The sequence below is a fragment of the Agrobacterium sp. 16-172Ci genome, from assembly GCF_053522725.1.
On record NZ_JBNWBW010000002.1, the window covers coordinates 1 to 18,639 of the forward strand.

At 59.8% G+C, this 18,639-nt stretch carries 18 protein-coding genes; 11 read left to right on the forward strand and 7 right to left on the reverse strand.

Going from position 1 to position 18,639, the window contains the following annotated elements:
- The first annotated feature begins 249 nt into the window (after positions 1 to 249).
- The 3 genes from hrpB to ACQZ40_RS03055 all read left to right on the forward strand — a co-directional run bounded on the left by hrpB (position 250) and on the right by ACQZ40_RS03055 (position 4,734).
- The gene (hrpB, locus tag ACQZ40_RS03045; RefSeq protein ID WP_448747378.1) at positions 250 to 2,736 is read left to right on the forward strand and encodes an ATP-dependent helicase HrpB; all 2,487 of its coding nucleotides are present in this window, start codon (positions 250 to 252) and stop codon (positions 2,734 to 2,736) included.
- 29 nt (positions 2,737 to 2,765) lie between these two features.
- On the forward strand, positions 2,766 to 4,073 hold the full coding sequence (gene actS, locus ACQZ40_RS03050) for a two-component system sensor histidine kinase ActS (protein ID WP_080857121.1): 1,308 nt from the start codon (positions 2,766 to 2,768) through the stop codon (positions 4,071 to 4,073).
- A 73-nt stretch (positions 4,074 to 4,146) separates the two neighbouring features.
- Positions 4,147 to 4,734, forward strand: coding sequence for an ActR/PrrA/RegA family redox response regulator transcription factor (locus ACQZ40_RS03055; protein ID WP_065656794.1), 588 nt, complete (start codon positions 4,147 to 4,149; stop codon positions 4,732 to 4,734).
- 6 nt (positions 4,735 to 4,740) lie between these two features.
- Here the strand turns inward: ACQZ40_RS03055 and ACQZ40_RS03060 are convergent, their stop codons facing one another.
- The gene (locus tag ACQZ40_RS03060) at positions 4,741 to 5,226 is read right to left on the reverse strand and encodes an MmcB family DNA repair protein (protein ID WP_004444350.1); all 486 of its coding nucleotides are present in this window, start codon (positions 5,224 to 5,226) and stop codon (positions 4,741 to 4,743) included.
- A gap of 183 nt (positions 5,227 to 5,409) precedes the next feature.
- On the opposite strand from ACQZ40_RS03060, the gene ACQZ40_RS03065 reads away from it, so the two are divergent.
- Positions 5,410 to 6,123 carry a L,D-transpeptidase gene (locus ACQZ40_RS03065; protein ID WP_003521204.1) on the forward strand — a complete coding sequence of 238 codons (714 nt, stop codon included), beginning with the start codon at positions 5,410 to 5,412 and terminating at the stop codon, positions 6,121 to 6,123.
- A 78-nt stretch (positions 6,124 to 6,201) separates the two neighbouring features.
- On the opposite strand, the gene ACQZ40_RS03070 is transcribed toward ACQZ40_RS03065, so the two are convergent.
- From ACQZ40_RS03070 to hslV, 4 genes are all read right to left on the reverse strand, one after another.
- Positions 6,202 to 8,370: a malate synthase G gene (locus tag ACQZ40_RS03070; RefSeq protein WP_448747379.1), complete on the reverse strand. Its 2,169-nt coding sequence runs from the start codon at positions 8,368 to 8,370 to the stop codon at positions 6,202 to 6,204.
- Positions 8,371 to 8,489: 119 nt separating this feature from the next.
- Positions 8,490 to 9,455, reverse strand: coding sequence for a DUF1402 family protein (locus tag ACQZ40_RS03075; RefSeq protein WP_003521201.1), 966 nt, complete (start codon positions 9,453 to 9,455; stop codon positions 8,490 to 8,492).
- 199 nt (positions 9,456 to 9,654) lie between these two features.
- Positions 9,655 to 10,962, reverse strand: coding sequence for an ATP-dependent protease ATPase subunit HslU (hslU, locus tag ACQZ40_RS03080; protein WP_078052248.1), 1,308 nt, complete (start codon positions 10,960 to 10,962; stop codon positions 9,655 to 9,657).
- Positions 10,963 to 11,040: 78 nt separating this feature from the next.
- Positions 11,041 to 11,565 (reverse strand): ATP-dependent protease subunit HslV, encoded by a 525-nt coding sequence (hslV, locus tag ACQZ40_RS03085; RefSeq protein ID WP_003521197.1) that lies wholly within the window; start codon positions 11,563 to 11,565, stop codon positions 11,041 to 11,043.
- A gap of 201 nt (positions 11,566 to 11,766) precedes the next feature.
- Here hslV and hisB point away from each other — a divergent pair, with 201 nt between their 5' ends.
- From hisB to coaA, 7 genes are read left to right on the forward strand one after another with little or no spacing between them, the layout of a single operon-like run.
- Entirely contained in the window at positions 11,767 to 12,363 is a 597-nt protein-coding gene (hisB, locus tag ACQZ40_RS03090) for an imidazoleglycerol-phosphate dehydratase HisB (protein WP_448747380.1), read from the forward strand.
- A gap of 22 nt (positions 12,364 to 12,385) precedes the next feature.
- Positions 12,386 to 12,880 carry a DUF2628 domain-containing protein gene (locus ACQZ40_RS03095; protein WP_078052250.1) on the forward strand — a complete coding sequence of 165 codons (495 nt, stop codon included), beginning with the start codon at positions 12,386 to 12,388 and terminating at the stop codon, positions 12,878 to 12,880.
- A gap of 1 nt (position 12,881) precedes the next feature.
- On the forward strand, positions 12,882 to 13,532 hold the full coding sequence (hisH, locus tag ACQZ40_RS03100) for an imidazole glycerol phosphate synthase subunit HisH (protein ID WP_031233376.1): 651 nt from the start codon (positions 12,882 to 12,884) through the stop codon (positions 13,530 to 13,532).
- A gap of 1 nt (position 13,533) precedes the next feature.
- Positions 13,534 to 14,277 carry a 1-(5-phosphoribosyl)-5-[(5-phosphoribosylamino)methylideneamino]imidazole-4-carboxamide isomerase gene (gene hisA, locus ACQZ40_RS03105; RefSeq protein ID WP_078052252.1) on the forward strand — a complete coding sequence of 248 codons (744 nt, stop codon included), beginning with the start codon at positions 13,534 to 13,536 and terminating at the stop codon, positions 14,275 to 14,277.
- Entirely contained in the window at positions 14,274 to 15,050 is a 777-nt protein-coding gene (hisF, locus tag ACQZ40_RS03110; protein ID WP_448747381.1) for an imidazole glycerol phosphate synthase subunit HisF, read from the forward strand. Before hisA ends, hisF begins: the two co-directional genes overlap by 4 nt.
- A gap of 15 nt (positions 15,051 to 15,065) precedes the next feature.
- The gene (locus ACQZ40_RS03115) at positions 15,066 to 15,389 is read left to right on the forward strand and encodes a phosphoribosyl-ATP diphosphatase (protein ID WP_448747382.1); all 324 of its coding nucleotides are present in this window, start codon (positions 15,066 to 15,068) and stop codon (positions 15,387 to 15,389) included.
- Positions 15,386 to 16,387 carry a type I pantothenate kinase gene (gene coaA, locus ACQZ40_RS03120; RefSeq protein WP_448747383.1) on the forward strand — a complete coding sequence of 334 codons (1,002 nt, stop codon included), beginning with the start codon at positions 15,386 to 15,388 and terminating at the stop codon, positions 16,385 to 16,387. Before ACQZ40_RS03115 ends, coaA begins: the two co-directional genes overlap by 4 nt.
- An 18-nt stretch (positions 16,388 to 16,405) precedes the next feature.
- On the opposite strand, the gene arfB is transcribed toward coaA, so the two are convergent.
- Positions 16,406 to 16,840 carry an alternative ribosome rescue aminoacyl-tRNA hydrolase ArfB gene (arfB, locus tag ACQZ40_RS03125; protein ID WP_448747384.1) on the reverse strand — a complete coding sequence of 145 codons (435 nt, stop codon included), beginning with the start codon at positions 16,838 to 16,840 and terminating at the stop codon, positions 16,406 to 16,408.
- Positions 16,841 to 16,951: 111 nt separating this feature from the next.
- A complete protein-coding gene (locus ACQZ40_RS03130; protein ID WP_078052434.1) occupies positions 16,952 to 18,562 on the reverse strand; it encodes a phosphoenolpyruvate carboxykinase in 1,611 nt (536 codons plus the stop codon).
- Positions 18,563 to 18,639 lie beyond the last annotated feature (77 nt).

Consider the following 18,639-nt stretch of genomic DNA (forward strand, 5'->3'; position numbering starts at 1 on the left):
ATTGATTTTATTTGGTAGTTTCGTGGAGGGGAGCGAAAACAAGCGGAAGAGACGGAATCTTCCGACATTTCGCCACACGCCCAATGCCTGCCCTCCGGTCCTGACTGCAAATAGCGCGCAAGGAACCGTGACTTTAACGACGGAGCATTTGCCTGCTCCCTACATACGGCTGTCAAAGTGCGGAACCGTGCATTAGAAACGGCATATGAGACGCTTAAACACCACCCCAGATGCCGCAGGCCTGTTTGCATGACCAGAATGCCCGTTCCTATAAAGACCGAGTTGCCCGAACTTCCCGTAAGTGCCGTTCTCGGCGATATCGCCGAGGCTCTGGCCGGGGCGAAGCGCGCAGTTCTTTCGGCTCCACCGGGCGCGGGTAAAACGACGCTCGTGCCGCTTAATCTTTTGCAGCAGGACTGGCGGGGTGACGGCAAGATCATTCTTCTCGAACCACGCCGGCTTGCCGCCCGTGCCGCAGCCGGGCGCATGGCCGAACTGCTTCACGAAGATGTCGGGCAAACCGTCGGCTATCGCATGCGGCTCGACAATCGCGTCTCCTCGAAAACCCGGATAGAAGTGGTGACCGAAGGCGTGTTTGTCCGGATGGTTCTGGACGATCCTGAACTTGCCGGCGTTTCGACGGTGATTTTCGACGAGTTTCACGAACGTTCGCTCGACGGCGATTTCGGACTGGCGCTTGCACTCGATGTGCAGGGTGGGTTGCGCGACGATCTGCGTATCCTCGTCATGTCCGCCACTCTCGATGTCGAACGCATCAGCACGCTCATGGCAGGCGCCCCGGTCATTCAGAGCCTTGGACGGACGTTTCCAATCGAGGTCCGTTATGAGGATCGTTGGCAGGGCGTGCCGATTGAAGAGAAAGTCACCAAGGCGATCACCGAAGCCCATGGGTCGGAAACCGGCTCCATCCTCGCCTTTCTACCGGGACAGGCGGAAATCATCCGAACGGCCACGCGGCTGGAGGGACGTTTTCCCGGCGATACGGATATTATCCCGCTTTACGGCAACCTTTCGCAGAAAGAGCAGGATGCAGCGATAAAGCCGGCGCCGGCCGGACGACGCAAGATCGTGCTCGCCACCTCGATTGCGGAGACCTCGATTACCATCGATGGCGTGCGTGTGGTGATCGACAGCGGATTGCAGCGGCTACCTGTCTTCGAGCCGGCAACGGGAATCACGAGACTGGAGACGGTGCGGGTGTCGCGCGCTTCCGCCGACCAGCGGGCGGGTCGCGCCGGGCGGACAGAACCCGGTGTTGCGATCCGCCTGTGGCATCCGGGGCAGACGGCGGCGCTCAACGCCTTTACGCCACCGCAAATTCTGGCGAGCGATCTTGCCGGCCTTGCGCTCGATCTCGCCCATTGGGGTGTTCAGGACCCCTCTTCTCTTGCCTTTCTGGATATGCCCCCCGAAGCCGCACTTAAAGAATCAGTGGCGCTTCTCAAAAATCTGGGCGCGCTCGACAAAGGCGGAGCGCTGACGCAGCGCGGCCGTCTGATGCGCGGCCTTTCACTACCGCCACGGCTGGCGGCCATGGTGATTGCGGCGGCAAGCGAAGGCGCGGGAAAAAAGGCGGCGATGCTCGCCGTCATGCTGACGGAACAGGGGCTCGGCGGAAACGATATCGATCTCGATGAACGGCTGCGGCGCTTTCTTTCCGACAGAAGCGAAAGGGCACAGGCGGCGCGCAAGCTGGCATCGAGGCTGTTCGACGCAATCGGCGACAAAACGGCGACAGTCGAGTTGCCCAGCGAGGCCGGTCCGCTGCTGCTGCATGCTTATCCGGACAGGATCGCGCTTCAGCGCGGCGCGCGGGGACGTTATGTGATGGCCAACGGGCGTGGCGCAGAGCTTGCCGAGACAGAACGGCTGGCGGCGAGCAAAATGCTGGTGGTTGCCGATATTACCGGGCGAGCGGCGCAGCCGCGCATCCTTGCGGCGGCAGGCATAGAGAGGAGCGATGTCGAAGAGCGGATGCCGCATCTCATCGTTCAGCAGGACCAGTTGCTTTTCGACAAGGCGAGCGGCCAGGCGCGCGCGCGAAAGGTGACGCGGCTTGGCGCCATCATCCTCGATGAGACACCCCTGCCCCGTCCCGAGGGCGAGCAGGCGGCACAGGCGCTCGCCAATGGCGTTCGGGAATTCGGCATCGGCATTCTTCCTTTTTCGAAAGAGACGCTGCAGTTGCGCGACAGGATCGGCTTTCTGAACGCCAGTATCGGGGAGCCCTGGCCGGATGTCAGCGACGAGGCATTGCTTTCCAGGCTGGACGAATGGTTCGTCCCTTTTCAGAACGGTGCGCGCAGCCTGCAGGACATCCGGCCGGGCAGCCTCTCCGAAGGGATCCTGTCTCTGGTGCCGCATGAGGTGGCGCGCGATCTCGCCAAGTTGGCGCCGACGCATTTCGAAGCGCCGACGGGCCAGCGACATCCCATCCGTTACGATGCCAGCGAACCGACGCTTTCCATTCGCGTGCAGGAACTTTTCGGGCTGAGAGCCCACCCGTCCATTGCGCAGGGACGGTTGCCGCTGCTGCTGGAATTGACCTCCCCGGCGCACAGGCCGATACAGACGACACGCGATCTTCCCGGCTTCTGGTCGGGGTCCTGGAAGGATGTACGGGCAGATATGCGCGGGCGTTATCCACGCCATCCATGGCCGGAAGACCCGGCATCGGCCCTGCCGACCAGCCGTGCAAAACCGCGCGGGACGTGACGATGATGAACAGGGCAAAGGAGATGAAGGTGGCTGGCCATTCTATCGAAACCACGAGGCTCGGCCGCGCCAGCCGCAGGATAAGGCTGCAGACCATCGTCTGGCTGCGCTGGCTGGCGGTAGCGGGACAGACGGCAACGATCCTGCTTGTCGCTTTCGGGCTCAATTTCCCCCTGCCGCTTCTGGCCTGCGGTCTTCTGATCGCGGCACTCGCTCTTGCAAATCTGTTTCTCACCGCCCGCTTTCCCTCCACCTATCGTCTGGAGCCCTGGGAAGCGACATTGCTGCTGGCCTTCGACCTGCTGCAACTGACGGCGCTCATTTATATCACCGGCGGACTTTCCAATCCCTTCGCGCCGTTGATCTGCGTGCAGGTTATCATTGCCTTTGCCTCCCAGCCGCTACGGCATTCGCTCATTCTCCTCGGCTTTGCCGTCATCTGCTCAACCGCGATCGCCTTTTCGCCCTTTCCGGTTCCGTGGTACCCCGGCGAGGTTTTGCCGATCCAGCTTCTGCTGCATGTCGGCACCTGGGTCGCCATCATCGCCACAACCTCTTTTGCGGCCTTTTACGCCTATCGCGTTTCGCACGAGGCAAATCAGCTGGCGGATGCGCTGGCTGCAACCGAGCTCGTGCTGGAGCGGGAAAAACATCTCTCGCAGCTGGATGGGCTGGCGGCCGCCGCAGCGCATGAGCTCGGTACGCCGCTCGCGACCATCAGTGTCGTCGCGAAGGAGATGGAGCGGGAACTCGGAAACGACGAAAAATTTGGCGAAGATATAGCCCTGCTGCGCAGCCAGAGCGAAAGATGCCGCGATATTCTGCGCCGCCTCACCTCGCTTTCCGCCGACAATGAGGAGCACATGCGCCGCCTGCCGCTCTCCTCGCTGATCGAGGAGGTGATGGCGCCGCACCGGGAATTCGGCATCCGCCTCGAACTCGTTGAAAAGAACAATCGCGCCGACGAGCCGGTCGGCATTCGCAATGCCGGCATCATCTACGGTCTTGGCAACCTCATTGAAAACGGCGTGGATTACGCGCGGGAAAAGGTGACCGTGACGGTGGATTACGACCAGCAGAACGTCGCCGTCATCATTGAAGACGATGGGCCGGGTTATGCCCATGACGTGCTTGCCCGTATCGGCGAGCCCTATGTGACCGAACGTCACAATGACACACGGGCGGGCGGGCTCGGGCTCGGGCTTTTCATCGCCAAGACCTTGCTGGAGCGCTCCGGCGCCACCGTCACCTTTGAGAATCGCGGCACGAGCGGAACCGGAGCGCGGGTCACAATCGTCTGGCCTCGGGCGCTTATGGACGATAAAAGAAGCCGTTGACTTTACCATCCACGTTGAAGCGGCGATAAGAAGAAGAAAACCAAGCCGACGAAGTTGCCGGAAGGCCGGAAACATGAAGACAGAAGACCAGAACAACTCCACCAGCGCGCCAACGGACGATGTCGACCCGATCGGACCCGACAGATCGCTGCTGATCGTCGATGATGACGGCCCGTTTCTGCGCCGGCTTGCCCGGGCAATGGAAACACGCGGCTTTACCGTCGACACCGCCGAGACGGTGAGCGACGGCATTGCCCGCTCCAGGGCTGCACCGCCGAAATACGCGGTTGTCGATCTGAGGCTTGCGGATGGCAACGGTCTGGAAGTGATCGAGGCCATCAGGCAGAACCGGGACGATACGCAGATCGTCGTTCTGACCGGCTACGGCAATATCGCAACCGCCGTTACCGCCGTGAAGCTTGGAGCGCTGGATTATCTCGCCAAGCCCGCCGATGCGGACGATGTGTTCAATGCGCTGACGCAGCGCAAGGGCGAAAAGACCGAAGTCCCCGAAAACCCGATGTCGGCAGACCGGGTTCGGTGGGAGCATATTCAACGTGTCTATGAAATGTGCGAGCGCAACGTTTCGGAAACCGCCCGCCGGCTGAACATGCACCGGCGAACGCTGCAGCGCATTCTCGCCAAGCGCGCACCCAAATAACCGAAGTCATTCTCCGAAGCTGCGCCCGGTCGTCCATTCCGCCAGCATCAGCCGGGTCGCAGCGGTTCGCGAGAAATCCAGCATCACCGACTTGCGGGTCGCGGGCGGCAATTTATGCTCGGGCGCATCGCGCAGCATATGGGCGCCATATCCATCCGACAGGATCAGCCCGCATTCCTCCGGGAATATGTCGGTCGGCACTTCAGGATGGGTGGCGAAGAAGAGCCGGTCGCAATGCAGGCGGTATTCCGGCCATTTGCGATCGACACGGAAATCCTCGATGGAGGATTTGATTTCGATGATCCAGATCTCACCCTTGACCGACAGGCTGATGAGATCTGCCCGCCGCCCGCTGGCAAGCGGCAGTTCGGGCAGCACCGAATGGCGCATTTCGTGCAAAAGCACCTGAACGCCGCGGCGGACCAGCATCGCCTTGTCCGACTGGCGACCGTCTATTAACGGATTATTGTTGGTAACGGAAAGAATAGTCATGGATAAAGGCTGCTGAAGCGTTTGGCCTATTGTTGCAAAAAGGCAATCAACCGGCAATTTTAAATGCCCGACCGTTTCGCGGCGGCGCAACGGCTTGCCAAGAGCGGCTGAATGGAAAATAACCGATTTATCCAATTAAGCCTACTCTTTCGCACAATTTGGCGAATTTTCCGCGAGAACGACATGCGCATCCGTACCCCATTGACCGCACTCGGTCTGACGGCAGCACTGGCTCTGGCCGGCTGCGCCGAAACTACCTCCCAATCCTCCGCTCCGACCTCCGGCAAGATCGCAGCGTCCGTACCGGTTGCTGACCCCGTTCCGGCAAAGGTCGAAACCGTCCAGATATTCAACGATGTCTACGGTCCCGTGACCGATGCGGGCTATGCGCTGCCGGCCATTCCAATCAATCGTGTGAATGAGAAGTATCGCCGTCAGATCGTCGAATTCCAGACATCCGAACGCGCCGGCACCATCATCGTCAATACGCGTGAGCGTTACCTCTATTACATCCTGTCCGGCAACCGCGCGGTTCGTTACGGCATCGGCGTCGGCAAGGCAGGTTTCGCCTGGGCCGGTGAGGCCTATGTCGCCTGGAAGCAGGAATGGCCGATGTGGCATCCGCCGAAAGAAATGGCGGACCGTAAGCCGGAAGTCGCCAAATATGTCGAGGCTGGCATGGGTCCGGGTCTTACCAACCCGCTCGGCGCGCGCGCCATGTATCTCTTCAATGAAAAGGGACAGGACACGCTGTTCCGCATCCATGGTTCGCCCGAATGGGCCTCGATCGGCACCGCCGCCTCTTCCGGCTGCATCCGCATGATCAACCAGGACGTCATCGACCTTTACAGCCGCGTTCGTCCCGGCCGCAGCACCAAGGTCATCGTGATCCAGTAAAGATCACATACCAGACAAGAAAAAGCCGCCGTGGATTTCCCCCGGCGGCTTTTTTGTTTCTCAGGACTGCTGACGGCTTCAGGCCGCCTGCTTGGCCTTCAGTTCCAGACGACGGCGGTGCAGAACCGGCTCGGTGTAGCCGTTCGGCTGTTCGCGGCCCTTCAGCACCAGTTCGACAGCCGCCTGAAATGCGACCGATCCGTCGAAGTCGGATGCCATCGGCAGATAGGCCGGATCGCCGGCATTCTGCGCATCGACCACGGCGGCCATGCGCTTCATGGTTTCGACGATCTGGTCCTCTGTCGCCACGCCGTGGCGCAGCCAGTTCGCCATGTGTTGCGCGGAGATGCGAAGCGTGGCGCGGTCTTCCATCAGCCCGATATTGTTGATGTCAGGCACCTTCGAGCAGCCAACGCCCTGATCGACCCAGCGCACGACGTATCCGAGAATGCCCTGCGCGTTGTTGTCGAGTTCGCGCTGGATTTCTTCCGTCGTCCAATTGGGACGCGGCGCGACCGGCACCGACAGAATATCGGAAAGCTTCGCACGGCCGCGGCTTTTCAAACCTTCCTGAACAGCAGCGACATCGACCTTGTGATAATGCGTGGCATGCAGCGTCGCCGCCGTCGGCGATGGCACCCAGGCCGTATTGGCGCCGGCCTTCGGATGCGCGATCTTTTGCTCCAGCATTGCGGCCATCAGGTCCGGCATGGCCCACATGCCCTTGCCGATCTGCGCATGGCCGGAAAGGCCGCATTCGAGGCCGATGTCGACGTTCCAGTTCTCGTAAGCCGCGATCCATGCCGCCTGCTTCATGTCGCCCTTGCGGATCATCGGACCCGCCTCCATCGAGGTGTGGATTTCGTCGCCGGTGCGGTCGAGGAAGCCCGTATTGATGAAGACGACGCGATCCTTCGCAGCGCGAATGCTTTCCTTGAGGTTGACCGTGGTGCGACGCTCCTCATCCATGATGCCCATTTTCATGGTGTTCGGCGCCATGCCGACGAGCTTTTCGACCCGGCTGAAGATTTCGTTGGCGAAGGCCACTTCCTCCGGCCCGTGCATCTTCGGCTTGACGACATACATGGAGCCGGCGCGGGAATTCTGACGCCGCCCGGACGGACCGACATCATAAAGGGCGATCAACGCCGTGACGACGGCATCCATGATGCCTTCAGGAACCTCCCGACCATCCCTGTCGAGGATCGCCGGATTGGTCATCAGATGACCGACATTTCGCACCAGCATCAGGGACCGACCCGGCAAGGTCAGCGCGGCACCATTGGGAGCCGTGTAATAGCGATCCGGGTTGAGGCTGCGTGTGAAGGTCTTGCCACCCTTGGATACTTCTTCGGTCAGGTCGCCGCGCATCAGGCCAAGCCAGTTGCCATAAACCAGCACCTTGTCTTCGGCGTCGACGGCGGCAACCGAATCTTCGCAATCCATGATGGTCGTGAGAGCGGATTCGAGAACGACATCGGAGATACCCGCCTTGTCGCCCTTGCCGATTTCGGTCGTGCGATCGATGACGATTTCGGTGTGCAGACCATTCTTGCCGAGCAGGATCGTTGCAGGCTTTGCCGCTTCGCCGCTGAAACCCTTGAACTGGGCTGCATCCTTGAGACCAGTCCTGGCGTCGCCGATAGCAAGCTGCAACAGGCCATCCTCGATCTTGAAACCGGTCACCTCGGACCAGCTTCCCGTTTCCAGCGGCGCGGATTCATCGAGGAAGTTTCGCGCCCAGGCAATGACCTTTTCACCGCGCTTCGGATTATACCCCCTGCCCTTCTCCGCACCATCGGCGTCAGAAATAGCATCCGTGCCGTAAAGCGCATCGTAAAGCGAACCCCAGCGGGCATTGGCCGCATTCAGCGCATAACGCGCATTCATGACCGGAACGACGAGCTGCGGGCCGGCAACGGCGGCGATTTCAGGGTCGACATTGCTGGTTTCCACCTGGAAGCCGGGACCTTCCGGCAGCAGATAGCCGATTTCCTTCAGAAAGCCCTCATAGGCGTCAAAATCCGCCGGCGCGCCATTCTGCCGATACCAGCCATCCAGCTTTTCCTGCAGAGCGTCACGCTTTGCCAGCAATTCGCGGTTCTTCGGAGAAAGCTCGTGAACAATGGTCGAAAAACCTTCGAAGAACGCCTCGCTATCCAGACCCGTGCCGGGCAGGACGTCGTCAGTCAAAAAGGCATAAAGCCTGTCATCGATGGAAAGACCGAATTTATTCGTGCGGCTCACATGCGCCTCCTCTATTCTGGAGACACAGATTGGACGCGGAGACGGCCGCTCGTCAATTGCGGCAGACAGCCAAATATTATTTCCGTTTTGGAAACAATGCGGGCGATAGTCGCCTTTTTCTACAAAAGCGCCTGCAAATCCTTGATGCGATCATTCACCAGCCAGCCGTAATAATTTTCCTCCGGCAACAGGGGCTGCTCCCCGCCTGAGGCGCGCTGGCGGTTCTTCTGGGCAAGAGCGGCAGCACGCTGCTGCGATCCGCCGACATTATAAAGCGTAGAGGTCACACCCGGATTTTTCGAAATATCCATGTCGGCAATAGATTTATAGTCGTCGATAGACTTGCGGATGGACGCCGCCATGAAAGCGAGCGACCGGTCAGGGTCCATGATGGCGGTGTAGACGGCGGTGGCGTCGTTCTCATCCAGCTTCTCATAGCCCGAAGTTCTGGACACCATATCGGACAACATCAGCGCCGTCAGCGGGTTGATCTGGCCGAGGCCGAAGGTCTGACCGGCGTAGAAGGGCTGGAAAAACACGGCGCTGAAACGGTTGTTCGGGTAGGCGACACCATCGACCGTCTTGCCGCGGAAACTGTCTTCCCAGACATCTTCCCTACAGTTCCAGAGGCTGTATGAATCCCTCTTCGACTGGCATTTGGCAAATTGCGAATGGGTCAGGAACTGCGCAATGGTTTCGTCCTTGTAGCCGAAACGGAAGCTGTTGCCCGCGTAAGACGCCGCCTTGACGTAATAGGACTGCAGCCGGTCATAGGCGTCGACATTATAGGTATGTTCGCCGACGATCGCGCCGATCATATGGATCGGATCGATGCCGTAGCGCCCGGCCGTCGACTTGATCTTGGCGATCAGCGCCTTGTCGGAGGACAAAAGGTCGATGACCTTCTGGTATTTGCGCTCGAAGGAGGTGTTGGACGCCTTTGTTCTTTTTGCGGAAGCGCCGGGAACGCCGGGCTGTTCGGCATTGCGATTGCCTGGCGGAACGACCGTCGCGGCTTCGACGTAAGAAGACGCGGTGACGGTGAACGTCAAAGCAGCGGCAAATGCCAGAAGAGTTTTGCGCACGAGCGAATGCCTTTTCTCAAGCCTGCGATTTCCGCCAGCGAAAGGTGCTGAGGAAACCGGATCATTCCACTAAAGCGGTTCCAACCGGAATGCAGCCCTTCCCATAAACAAAATGCGGGCTGAATGCGAGACAAGGCGGATAAAATAAAAGAGTGCGGCAAATATGGCCGCACTCTTCTTTCTCGTGTCCCTGAAATCTTCAGAGAATATAGCGGGACAAATCCGTATCGGCGGCGAGATCGCCGACATGTTTGCGAACATATTCCTGATCGATCTTGACGGCGGAGCCACCGCGATCCGGCGCATTGAAGGAAATCTCGTCCAGAACACGCTCCATCACCGTCTGCAGACGGCGCGCACCGATATTCTCGACCGACGAATTGAGATGAACAGCCACATCGGCCAGGGCATCGATTGCATCATCGGTGAAATCGAGGTCGAGTTCTTCCGTCGCCATCAGCGCTTTATACTGGCGGATGAGGCTTGCTTCCGTCTCCGTCAGGATACGGCGGAAATCCTCCTTGGTCAGCGGCTTCAGCTCCACACGGATCGGCAGACGGCCCTGAAGCTCCGGCAGAAGATCCGACGGCTTTGCCACATGGAAAGCGCCCGATGCGATGAAAAGAACGTGGTCGGTTTTTACCGGCCCGTATTTCGTCGAAACCGTCGTGCCTTCGACAAGCGGCAGCAGATCGCGCTGCACGCCTTCGCGCGAGACGCCGGCGCCCATGCCGCCGTCACGGGCGGCGATCTTGTCGATTTCGTCGAGGAAGACGATGCCGTCATTTTCGACCGATTTCACCGCCTCGCGCTGGATCATTTCATTGTCGAGCAGCTTGTCGGATTCATCGCGGATCAGATCGGCATAGGATTTCGATACCGTGGTACGCACTTTCTTGGTGCGTCCGCCCATGGCCTTGCCGAACATTTCCGACAGGTTGAGAACGCCGATATTGGCGCCCGGCATACCGGGAATTTCGAAACCGGGCATGCCCGATCCGCTATCCGCCACTTCGATATCGATTTCCTTGTCGTCCAGTTCGCCGTCGCGCAGCTTCTTGCGGAAGCTTTCACGCGTGCCGGGCGAGGCTGTTGCGCCAACCAGCGCATCGAGCACCCGCTCCTCGGCGCTCTGGTGCGCCTTGGCCTGTACTTCGGCGCGCTTCTTTTCACGCACGAGGCCGATGCCGATCTCGACCAGATCGCGGATGATCTGCTCGACATCGCGGCCGACATAACCGACTTCGGTGAACTTGGTCGCCTCGACCTTGATGAAAGGCGCGCCGGCCAGCTTTGCGAGGCGGCGGGAAATCTCCGTCTTGCCGACACCGGTCGGCCCGATCATGAGGATGTTTTTCGGCATGACTTCGTCGCGCAGGCTCTCATCGAGCTGCTGGCGGCGCCAACGGTTGCGCAGCGCAATCGCCACCGCGCGTTTTGCATCATGCTGGCCGATGATGTGGCGGTCGAGTTCCGAGACGATTTCCCGGGGAGAAAAAGTGGTCATTCTATCCTCTCGGCTTTCCTGTTCCGGCCGGCCATTCCGGCCCGGCCCACAGGACCCTTGGGTGAGAAATTGGGTTTCTTATTCGGCGTCGAGCGTTTCGACGACGAGATTGTGGTTGGTATAAACGCAGATATCGGCGGCAATATCGAGCGACTGGCGCGCCACCTCTTCAGCCGATTTGTCCGTGTCCATCATGGCGCGGGCAGCCGCAAAGGCGTAATTGCCGCCGGAACCGATGGCGATCGCGCCGTGCTCAGGCTCCAGCACATCGCCATTGCCGGTGATGGCAAGCGTGGTGGATTTATCGGCCACCAGCATCATGGCTTCGAGATTGCGCAGATATTTATCTGTACGCCAGTCCTTCGCAAGCTCTACGGCGGCGCGCATGAGCTGGCCCGGATATTGCTCGAGTTTCTTTTCAAGACGGTCAAGCAACGTAAAAGCATCCGCCGTTGCACCGGCAAAACCGGCAATCACTTCACCCTTGCCGATGCGGCGAACCTTGCGGGCATTGCCCTTCATGACCGTCTGGCCAAGGCTTACCTGCCCGTCGCCAGCCATGACGACCTTGCCGCCCTTTCTGACTGTAATAATTGTTGTCATCAAACACCTGTCTGCCCTGCCGGGCCTGCGGTTAACGGGCCGGGATGCGGCCCTTCTCGGGTTCTATGTAAGTTTGCTTTTCACGATTGCAATCTTCGAGGCGACGCACCGTTTTGAGCATGTCAGGCAAGACGAGGGAACAACTGGATATTTGTGTCCCGTGCTGATAAGGAACGGCAACATTTTCACGGAGCGGCCAAAATGGCAGAACGTAAAGGCGAGATTATCCGCAAGACCAACGAAACCGCGGTTTCGGTGCGTGTGGATATCGACGGCACCGGCAAATCGAAAATTTCCACCGGCGTGGGATTTTTCGACCATATGCTGGACCAGCTGAGCCGCCATTCGCTGATCGACATGGAGATCGAGGTAGAGGGCGACCTGCATATCGACGACCACCACACCGTGGAAGATACCGGCATCGCCATTGGCCAGGCGATCGCGAAGGCGCTTGGCGACCGGCGGGGCATTACCCGTTATGCCTCGCTCGACCTTGCCATGGACGAGACGATGACCAAAGCCGCCGTCGATATTTCCGGCCGGCCGTTCCTCGTCTGGAACGTCAATTTTTCCGCGCCAAAGATCGGCACTTTCGACACGGAGCTGGTGCGCGAGTTCTTTCAGGCGCTCGCCCAGAATGCCGGCATCACGCTGCATATCCTGAACCATTGCGGCGCCAACAACCATCATATCGCCGAAACATGCTTCAAGGCCGTTGCCCGCGTTCTTCGCACGGCAACCGAGATCGACCCCCGGCAGGCAGGCCGCGTTCCCTCGACAAAGGGCATGCTGGCCTGACGCCAAAGCTGTCAGGAAGCCCATGACAAGCTATCTCGTTCTGGAAGCCCCCAACGGGCCGGACAGGGACCACAAGACGACCCGCTTCATTGCCGACCGTTTCGTCTGGCTGGCTCTCATTGCGCCCTGGTTATGGCTTGCGATCAACCGGCTGTGGCTGGCGACGGCGGTTGTTGTGATCGCCCTCATTCTGGCCGGTCAGGTCTCGATATTAGCGGGATTTGAACCGGTTGGCATTCTCTGCGGTTTCGCCATCGGGCTCATCACGGCGCTGGAGGGACGCAATTTTCTCGTCCGGCACCTGATCCGCAAGGGCTGGACGCTGACATCCGTCGTTTCCGCCCCTGATCTTTCGAGCGCCGAAGACATATATTTCTCCGGTCTCTCCGAAAACACCGAGAGGGCGGAACAGCTGTCCCAGCCGGTCTGGACCCCTTCGCCGCAAAAGAGCGGCGACAAAAACTTCGTCAACGATCCCGCCGGATCGTTTCTTTTCGACTTGAATGGAAGGCGCTGACATGCGTGTCGCGATCATCGACTACGGTTCGGGCAACCTGCGTTCGGCCACAAAAGCTTTCGAGCGTGCCGCCCGCGAAGCCGGCATCAATGCAACCATCGACCTGACCGACAAGCCGGATCATGTCGCCTCGGCGGATCGCATCGTTTTGCCTGGTGTGGGCGCCTATGCGGATTGCCGTGCAGGCCTCGATGCCGTTCCCGGCATGCATGACGCACTCATCGAAGCCGTGGAGAAAAAGGCCCATCCCTTCCTCGGCATTTGCGTCGGCATGCAGCTCATGTCCTCGCGCGGGCTGGAAAAGACTGTCAGCAAGGGCCTTGGCTGGATCGAAGGCGATGTCGTGGAAATGACGCCGTCCGATCCGAGCCTCAAGATTCCGCAGATCGGCTGGAACACGCTGGAAATCCGCCACGCCCACCCGCTGTTCGACGGCATCAAGACCGGTGCTGACGGGTTGCACGCCTATTTCGTGCATTCCTATCATCTGGCCGCCAAGCACTCGACGGATGTCATCGCCACCACCAATTACGGTGGCGCGATGACGGCTTTCGTCGGCCGCGACAATATGGCGGGTGCGCAGTTCCACCCGGAAAAGAGCCAGACGCTCGGCCTTGCCCTGATTTCCAATTTCCTGCGCTGGAAGCCCTGACATGATTCTTTTTCCCGCAATCGACCTCAAAGACGGCCAGTGCGTTCGCCTGAAACTCGGCGATATGGACCAGGCCACCGTTTATAACGAGGACCCCGGCGCGCAGGCGAAGGCCTTTGAGGATCAGGGCTTCGAATGGCTGCATGTCGTTGATCTCAACGGCGCATTCGCCGGCCAGACCGTGAATGGCGAGGCAGTCGACGCCATTCTGAAAGCCACGAAAAACCCGGTGCAGCTCGGCGGCGGCATCCGCACACTCGATCATATCGAAGCGTGGCTGAGCCGTGGGCTTGCCCGTGTCATTCTCGGCACCGTTGCGGTGCGCGATCCGGTTCTCGTTATCGAAGCCTGCAAGCGTTTTCCCGGACAGGTCGCCGTCGGCATCGATGCCAAGGGCGGCAAGGTCGCCGTTGAAGGCTGGGCGGAAGCCTCCGAACTCGGCGTGATCGAGCTTGCCAAACGTTTCGAAGGTGCCGGTGTCGCGGCCATCATCTATACCGATATCGATCGTGACGGCATTCTGGCCGGCATCAACTGGGCTTCGACGCTGGAACTGGCGGATGCCGTTTCCATCCCGGTCATCGCCTCCGGCGGTCTCGCCTCCATCGACGACATCAAGCGCATGTTGCAGCCGGATGCCGCAAAGCTCGAAGGCGCGATTTCCGGCCGCGCGCTTTATGACGGCCGTATCGATCCGGCGGAGGCGCTCGCCCTCATCAAGGCCGCAAAGGAGGCACGCGTATGACCCTAAAAGCTCGCGTTATTCCCTGCCTGGACGTGAAAGACGGCCGTGTCGTCAAGGGCGTGAACTTCGTCGATCTGATCGACGCAGGCGACCCGGTCGAGGCGGCGAAAGCCTATGATGCGGCAGGGGCGGACGAACTCTGCTTCCTGGACATTACCGCCTCCTCGGATAATCGCGACACGATCTTCGATGTCGTCTCGCGTACCGCCGATCATTGCTTCATGCCGCTGACCGTCGGTGGCGGGGTTCGCGCCGTCGCCGACATCCGCAAGCTGCTTCTGTGCGGGGCCGATAAGGTCTCGATCAATTCCGCAGCGGTCAAGGATCCCGACTTCGTGGCGCAGGCGGCCGACAAGTTCGGCAACCAGTGCATCGTCGTTTCCATCGACGCCAAGCGGGTTTCGAAGGATGGAGAAGAAGGCCGCTGGGAAATCTTCACCCATGGCGGACGCCAGCCCACCGGTATCGACGCCGTGGAATTCGCCATCAAGATGGTCGAACGCGGCGCTGGCGAATTGCTTGTTACCTCGATGGATCGCGACGGCACCAAGAGCGGATACGATATCGGCCTGACACGCAGCATTGCTGATCAGGTTCGCGTGCCCGTCATCGCCTCAGGCGGCGTCGGCACGCTGGACGATATGGTGGCGGGCGTGCGCGATGGCCACGCAACTGCGGTGCTTGCCGCCTCCATCTTCCACTTCGGCACCTATTCGATCGGACAAGCCAAGAACTACATGGCGGAGCACGGCATCGCCATGCGTCTCGACTGATTGCAGGAATTTCCCATGAGCGCATTTTCCCTTTCCGATCTGGAGCACATCGTCGCGACCCGTGCCGCTGCCTCTCCTGACGAATCCTGGACGGCCAAGCTGGTTGCGGCGGGCCAGGAGCGCGCGGCGAAAAAACTCGGCGAAGAAGCGGTCGAAGCCGTTATCGCGGCCATCGCGAAAGATCGCGACGGGCTGAAGAACGAGGCGGCCGATCTGCTCTACCATCTGCTGGTGGTGCTGAAGATCGCAGATATTCCGTTGGACGACGTTTTTGCCGAGCTGGAGCGTCGTACGGGGCAAACCGGCCTTGCGGAAAAAGCGGCGAGGCCGACATTATGAATGTCGAGGCAGGCAGCGGGGAGAGAGGCATGCCGAGCACACTCGATCATTTCCGACCGGATGAATATTCGCCCTACCACTTCTTCAGTTCGGAAGAATGGTCGAAGTTTCGTGCCGATACACCACTGACGCTTTCCGCCGACGAGGTCAAACGGCTGCGCTCGCTGGACGACCCGATCGATCTGGACGAGGTGCGGCGCATTTACCTGTCATTGTCGCGCCTCCTGTCATCGCATGTGGAGGCGTCGCAGCTGCTGTTCGAACAGCGCAACCGCTTCCTCAACATGGCGGATGTCAACAAGACGCCTTTCGTTATCGGCATTGCCGGTTCCGTGGCGGTTGGAAAATCGACGACGGCACGTATCCTGAAGGAGCTTCTGGCCCGCTGGCCCTCCAGCCCCAAGGTCGATCTCATCACGACAGACGGATTTCTTTATCCGAATGAGGTTCTACGGCGCGAGAACCTGATGGAGCGCAAGGGTTTTCCCGAAAGCTACGATATCGGCGCGCTCCTGCGTTTCTTGTCGGCGATCAAGGCGGGCCAGCCGAATGTGAAGGCACCGCGTTATTCGCACCTGACCTACGACGTTCTGCCGAACGAGTTCACTGTCATCGACCAGCCCGATATTCTCATCTTCGAAGGCATTAACGTGCTGCAATCGCGCGATTTGCCGGCGGGCGGGCGGATCGTGCCGATCGTTTCCGACTTCTTCGATTTCTCGATCTATATCGATGCCGATGAGGGCCTTATTCACAACTGGTATGTGAACCGGTTCATGAATCTGCGGCAGACCGCCTTCCGCGACCCGAATTCATTCTTCAACCGTTATGCGTCGATCAGCGAAGAGGCAGCGCTCAGCATTGCCGAAGGGCTCTGGCAGAACATCAACCTGAAGAATCTGCGCCAGAACATCGTGCCGACGCGCCCGCGCGCCGATCTTATCCTACGCAAGGGCAGGAACCATCTGATCGACACCGTTGCGCTTCGTAAGCTCTGAAAATCAAGCACCTTCGGATTAGTCGCCGGAGGGCTTGCCGCGCATCTTCTTGATATCCGAACGGCCGGACTTTGCCTTCAGACGACGCTCGACCGAGCCTTTTGTCGGCTTGGTGGCCTTGCGAACCGGTGGCGGCGGAGCCGCCGCCTCCAGGATCAACTCCTTAAGCCGCTCGCGTGCATCTTCGCGATTGCGCTCCCGGCTGCGAAACCGGCTTGCCTCGATCATCAGCACGCCGTCTTTCGACACTCGCCTGCCACCCAGACGCAGTGCATTGGTCTTTACCCGATCCGGAAGGGAGGGCGAATTGGCAATGTCGAAAAACAGCTGAACCGCCGTCGAGACCTTGTTGACGTTCTGGCCGCCCGGCCCGCCGGCCAGCACGAATTGCTCCGTCAGCTCCCAGCCGGCGATGGTGATACGGTTGCTGATGTAAAGCGGGTCGCTGGCCATGATCTTTCTCCGCGCCGGTGATGCCATAGATCGGCAGGAATGGAAACAGCAGGCCAAACGAAAGAACCCGGCACAAGGCCGGGTCCCCTCCTCCTCACAAATGAGGCTTTATTATTCAGCCGCGAGCAAAAGGCCCGGGGCTGCATCGCGAACCTTGCTGTCGACGTGATCTTCGAACTTGGTGAAGTTCGTGACGAACATGGAGACCAGCTTCTTTGCCTGCGCGTCATAAGCTGCGCCGTCGGCCCAGGTCGAACGCGGATCGAGGATCGCGCTGTCGACGCCATCCAGCGACAGCGGCACGGCGAAACCGAAATTCGCGTCGGTGCGGAATTCCGCATTCTTCAGGTCGCCGGTCAGTGCGGCGGTCAAAAGCGCGCGGGTCGCCTTGATGGGCATGCGCTTGCCGATGCCGTAAGCACCGCCGGTCCAGCCGGTATTGACCAGCCAGCAATCCACACCATGCTTACCGATCAGTTCGCGCAGCAGGTTTCCGTATTCCGCTGGGTGGCGCGGCATGAAGGGTGCGCCGAAGCAGGTGGAGAAGGTCGCTTCCGGCTCGGTCACGCCCTTTTCCGTGCCGGCAACCTTTGCGGTGTAACCGGAGAGGAAGTGGTACATGGCCTGTTCCGGCGTCAGCCTGGCAATCGGCGGCAGCACACCGAAGGCATCCGCCGTGAGCATGATGATCGTCTTCGGATGGCCGGCAATTCCCGTTTCCGATGCATTCGGAATGAAGTGCAGCGGATATGCGCTGCGGGTATTTTCCGTCAGCGAGTTGTCGTTGAAATCAGGAACGCGGTTTTCGTCCAGCACGACGTTCTCGAGAACCGTGCCGAAACGGCGGGTCGCGGCGTAGATTTCCGGCTCGGCTTCAGCCGAAAGCTTGATCGCTTTGGCATAGCAGCCACCTTCGAAGTTGAAGATGCCGTGCTCGCCCCAGCCATGTTCGTCATCGCCGATCAGCGTGCGCGAAGGATCGGCAGACAGCGTGGTCTTGCCGGTGCCGGAGAGGCCGAAGAACACAGCGGAATCACCCTGCGGACCGACATTGGCGGAGCAATGCATGGGCATGACGCCCTTGGCCGGCAGCAGGTAGTTAAGCACCGTGAAGACCGACTTCTTGTTTTCGCCGGCATAGGACGTGCCGCCGATGAGGACGAGGCCGTTGGTCAGATCGCAGGCGATGACGGTTTCCGAACGCACACCGTGACGGGCCGGATCGGCCTTGAAGCTCGGCAGGTTGATGATGGTGAGCTTCTGTTTGAAACCCGCCAGTTTTTCCCGCTTCGGACGGATCAGCAGATTGCGGATGAACAGCGAGTGCCAGGCAAGTTCGGTGACGACGCGTGTCGGCAGAGCATTTTCCTCATCGGCACCGCCGATCAGATCCTGCACGTAAAGCGTCTTGCCGGCGGCATGGGCCAGCATGTCCTTGCGCAGCAGCTCGAATTTTTCCGGCGAAAGCGGCTTGTTGTTGTCCCACCAGATGGTGTTCTCGGTGGACGCATCGCGGACGACGAATTTGTCCTTCGGAGAACGGCCCGTGTGCTGGCCGGTGACGGCGCGCAACGCGCCATCGATGGTCAGTTCGGCCTCGCCATTGCGGATCGCCTCTTCGTATAATTCGCTCTCGTTGAGGTTATAAAAGACGCGGGAGGCCTCGCCCAGTCCGAGTTCCGCAACTCCATTGGCAGGATTATGAACCCCAAGCTCGTTCATGACGCGTTCCTTGTTAATGACGATAAGGACGTTGAAATTTCCTCGGAAAATACGTGGCAGCTTTTGGAAACGCAAGA

What these genes read in the sequence shown, in the direction of transcription:
- hrpB (WP_448747378.1), top strand. Translation starts at nt 250, where the DNA reads ATGACCAGAATGCCCGTTCCTATAAAGACCGAGTTGCCCGAACTTCCC.
- ACQZ40_RS03055 (WP_065656794.1), top strand. Translation starts at nt 4,147, where the DNA reads ATGAAGACAGAAGACCAGAACAACTCCACCAGCGCGCCAACGGACGAT.
- ACQZ40_RS03060 (WP_004444350.1), bottom strand. Translation starts at nt 5,226, where the DNA reads ATGACTATTCTTTCCGTTACCAACAATAATCCGTTAATAGACGGTCGC.
- ACQZ40_RS03065 (WP_003521204.1), top strand. Translation starts at nt 5,410, where the DNA reads ATGCGCATCCGTACCCCATTGACCGCACTCGGTCTGACGGCAGCACTG.
- hslU (WP_078052248.1), bottom strand. Translation starts at nt 10,962, where the DNA reads ATGACCACTTTTTCTCCCCGGGAAATCGTCTCGGAACTCGACCGCCAC.
- hslV (WP_003521197.1), bottom strand. Translation starts at nt 11,565, where the DNA reads ATGACAACAATTATTACAGTCAGAAAGGGCGGCAAGGTCGTCATGGCT.
- hisB (WP_448747380.1), top strand. Translation starts at nt 11,767, where the DNA reads ATGGCAGAACGTAAAGGCGAGATTATCCGCAAGACCAACGAAACCGCG.
- ACQZ40_RS03095 (WP_078052250.1), top strand. Translation starts at nt 12,386, where the DNA reads ATGACAAGCTATCTCGTTCTGGAAGCCCCCAACGGGCCGGACAGGGAC.
- hisH (WP_031233376.1), top strand. Translation starts at nt 12,882, where the DNA reads ATGCGTGTCGCGATCATCGACTACGGTTCGGGCAACCTGCGTTCGGCC.
- hisA (WP_078052252.1), top strand. Translation starts at nt 13,534, where the DNA reads ATGATTCTTTTTCCCGCAATCGACCTCAAAGACGGCCAGTGCGTTCGC.
- hisF (WP_448747381.1), top strand. Translation starts at nt 14,274, where the DNA reads ATGACCCTAAAAGCTCGCGTTATTCCCTGCCTGGACGTGAAAGACGGC.
- ACQZ40_RS03115 (WP_448747382.1), top strand. Translation starts at nt 15,066, where the DNA reads ATGAGCGCATTTTCCCTTTCCGATCTGGAGCACATCGTCGCGACCCGT.
- coaA (WP_448747383.1), top strand. Translation starts at nt 15,386, where the DNA reads ATGAATGTCGAGGCAGGCAGCGGGGAGAGAGGCATGCCGAGCACACTC.
- arfB (WP_448747384.1), bottom strand. Translation starts at nt 16,840, where the DNA reads ATGGCCAGCGACCCGCTTTACATCAGCAACCGTATCACCATCGCCGGC.
- ACQZ40_RS03130 (WP_078052434.1), bottom strand. Translation starts at nt 18,562, where the DNA reads ATGAACGAGCTTGGGGTTCATAATCCTGCCAATGGAGTTGCGGAACTC.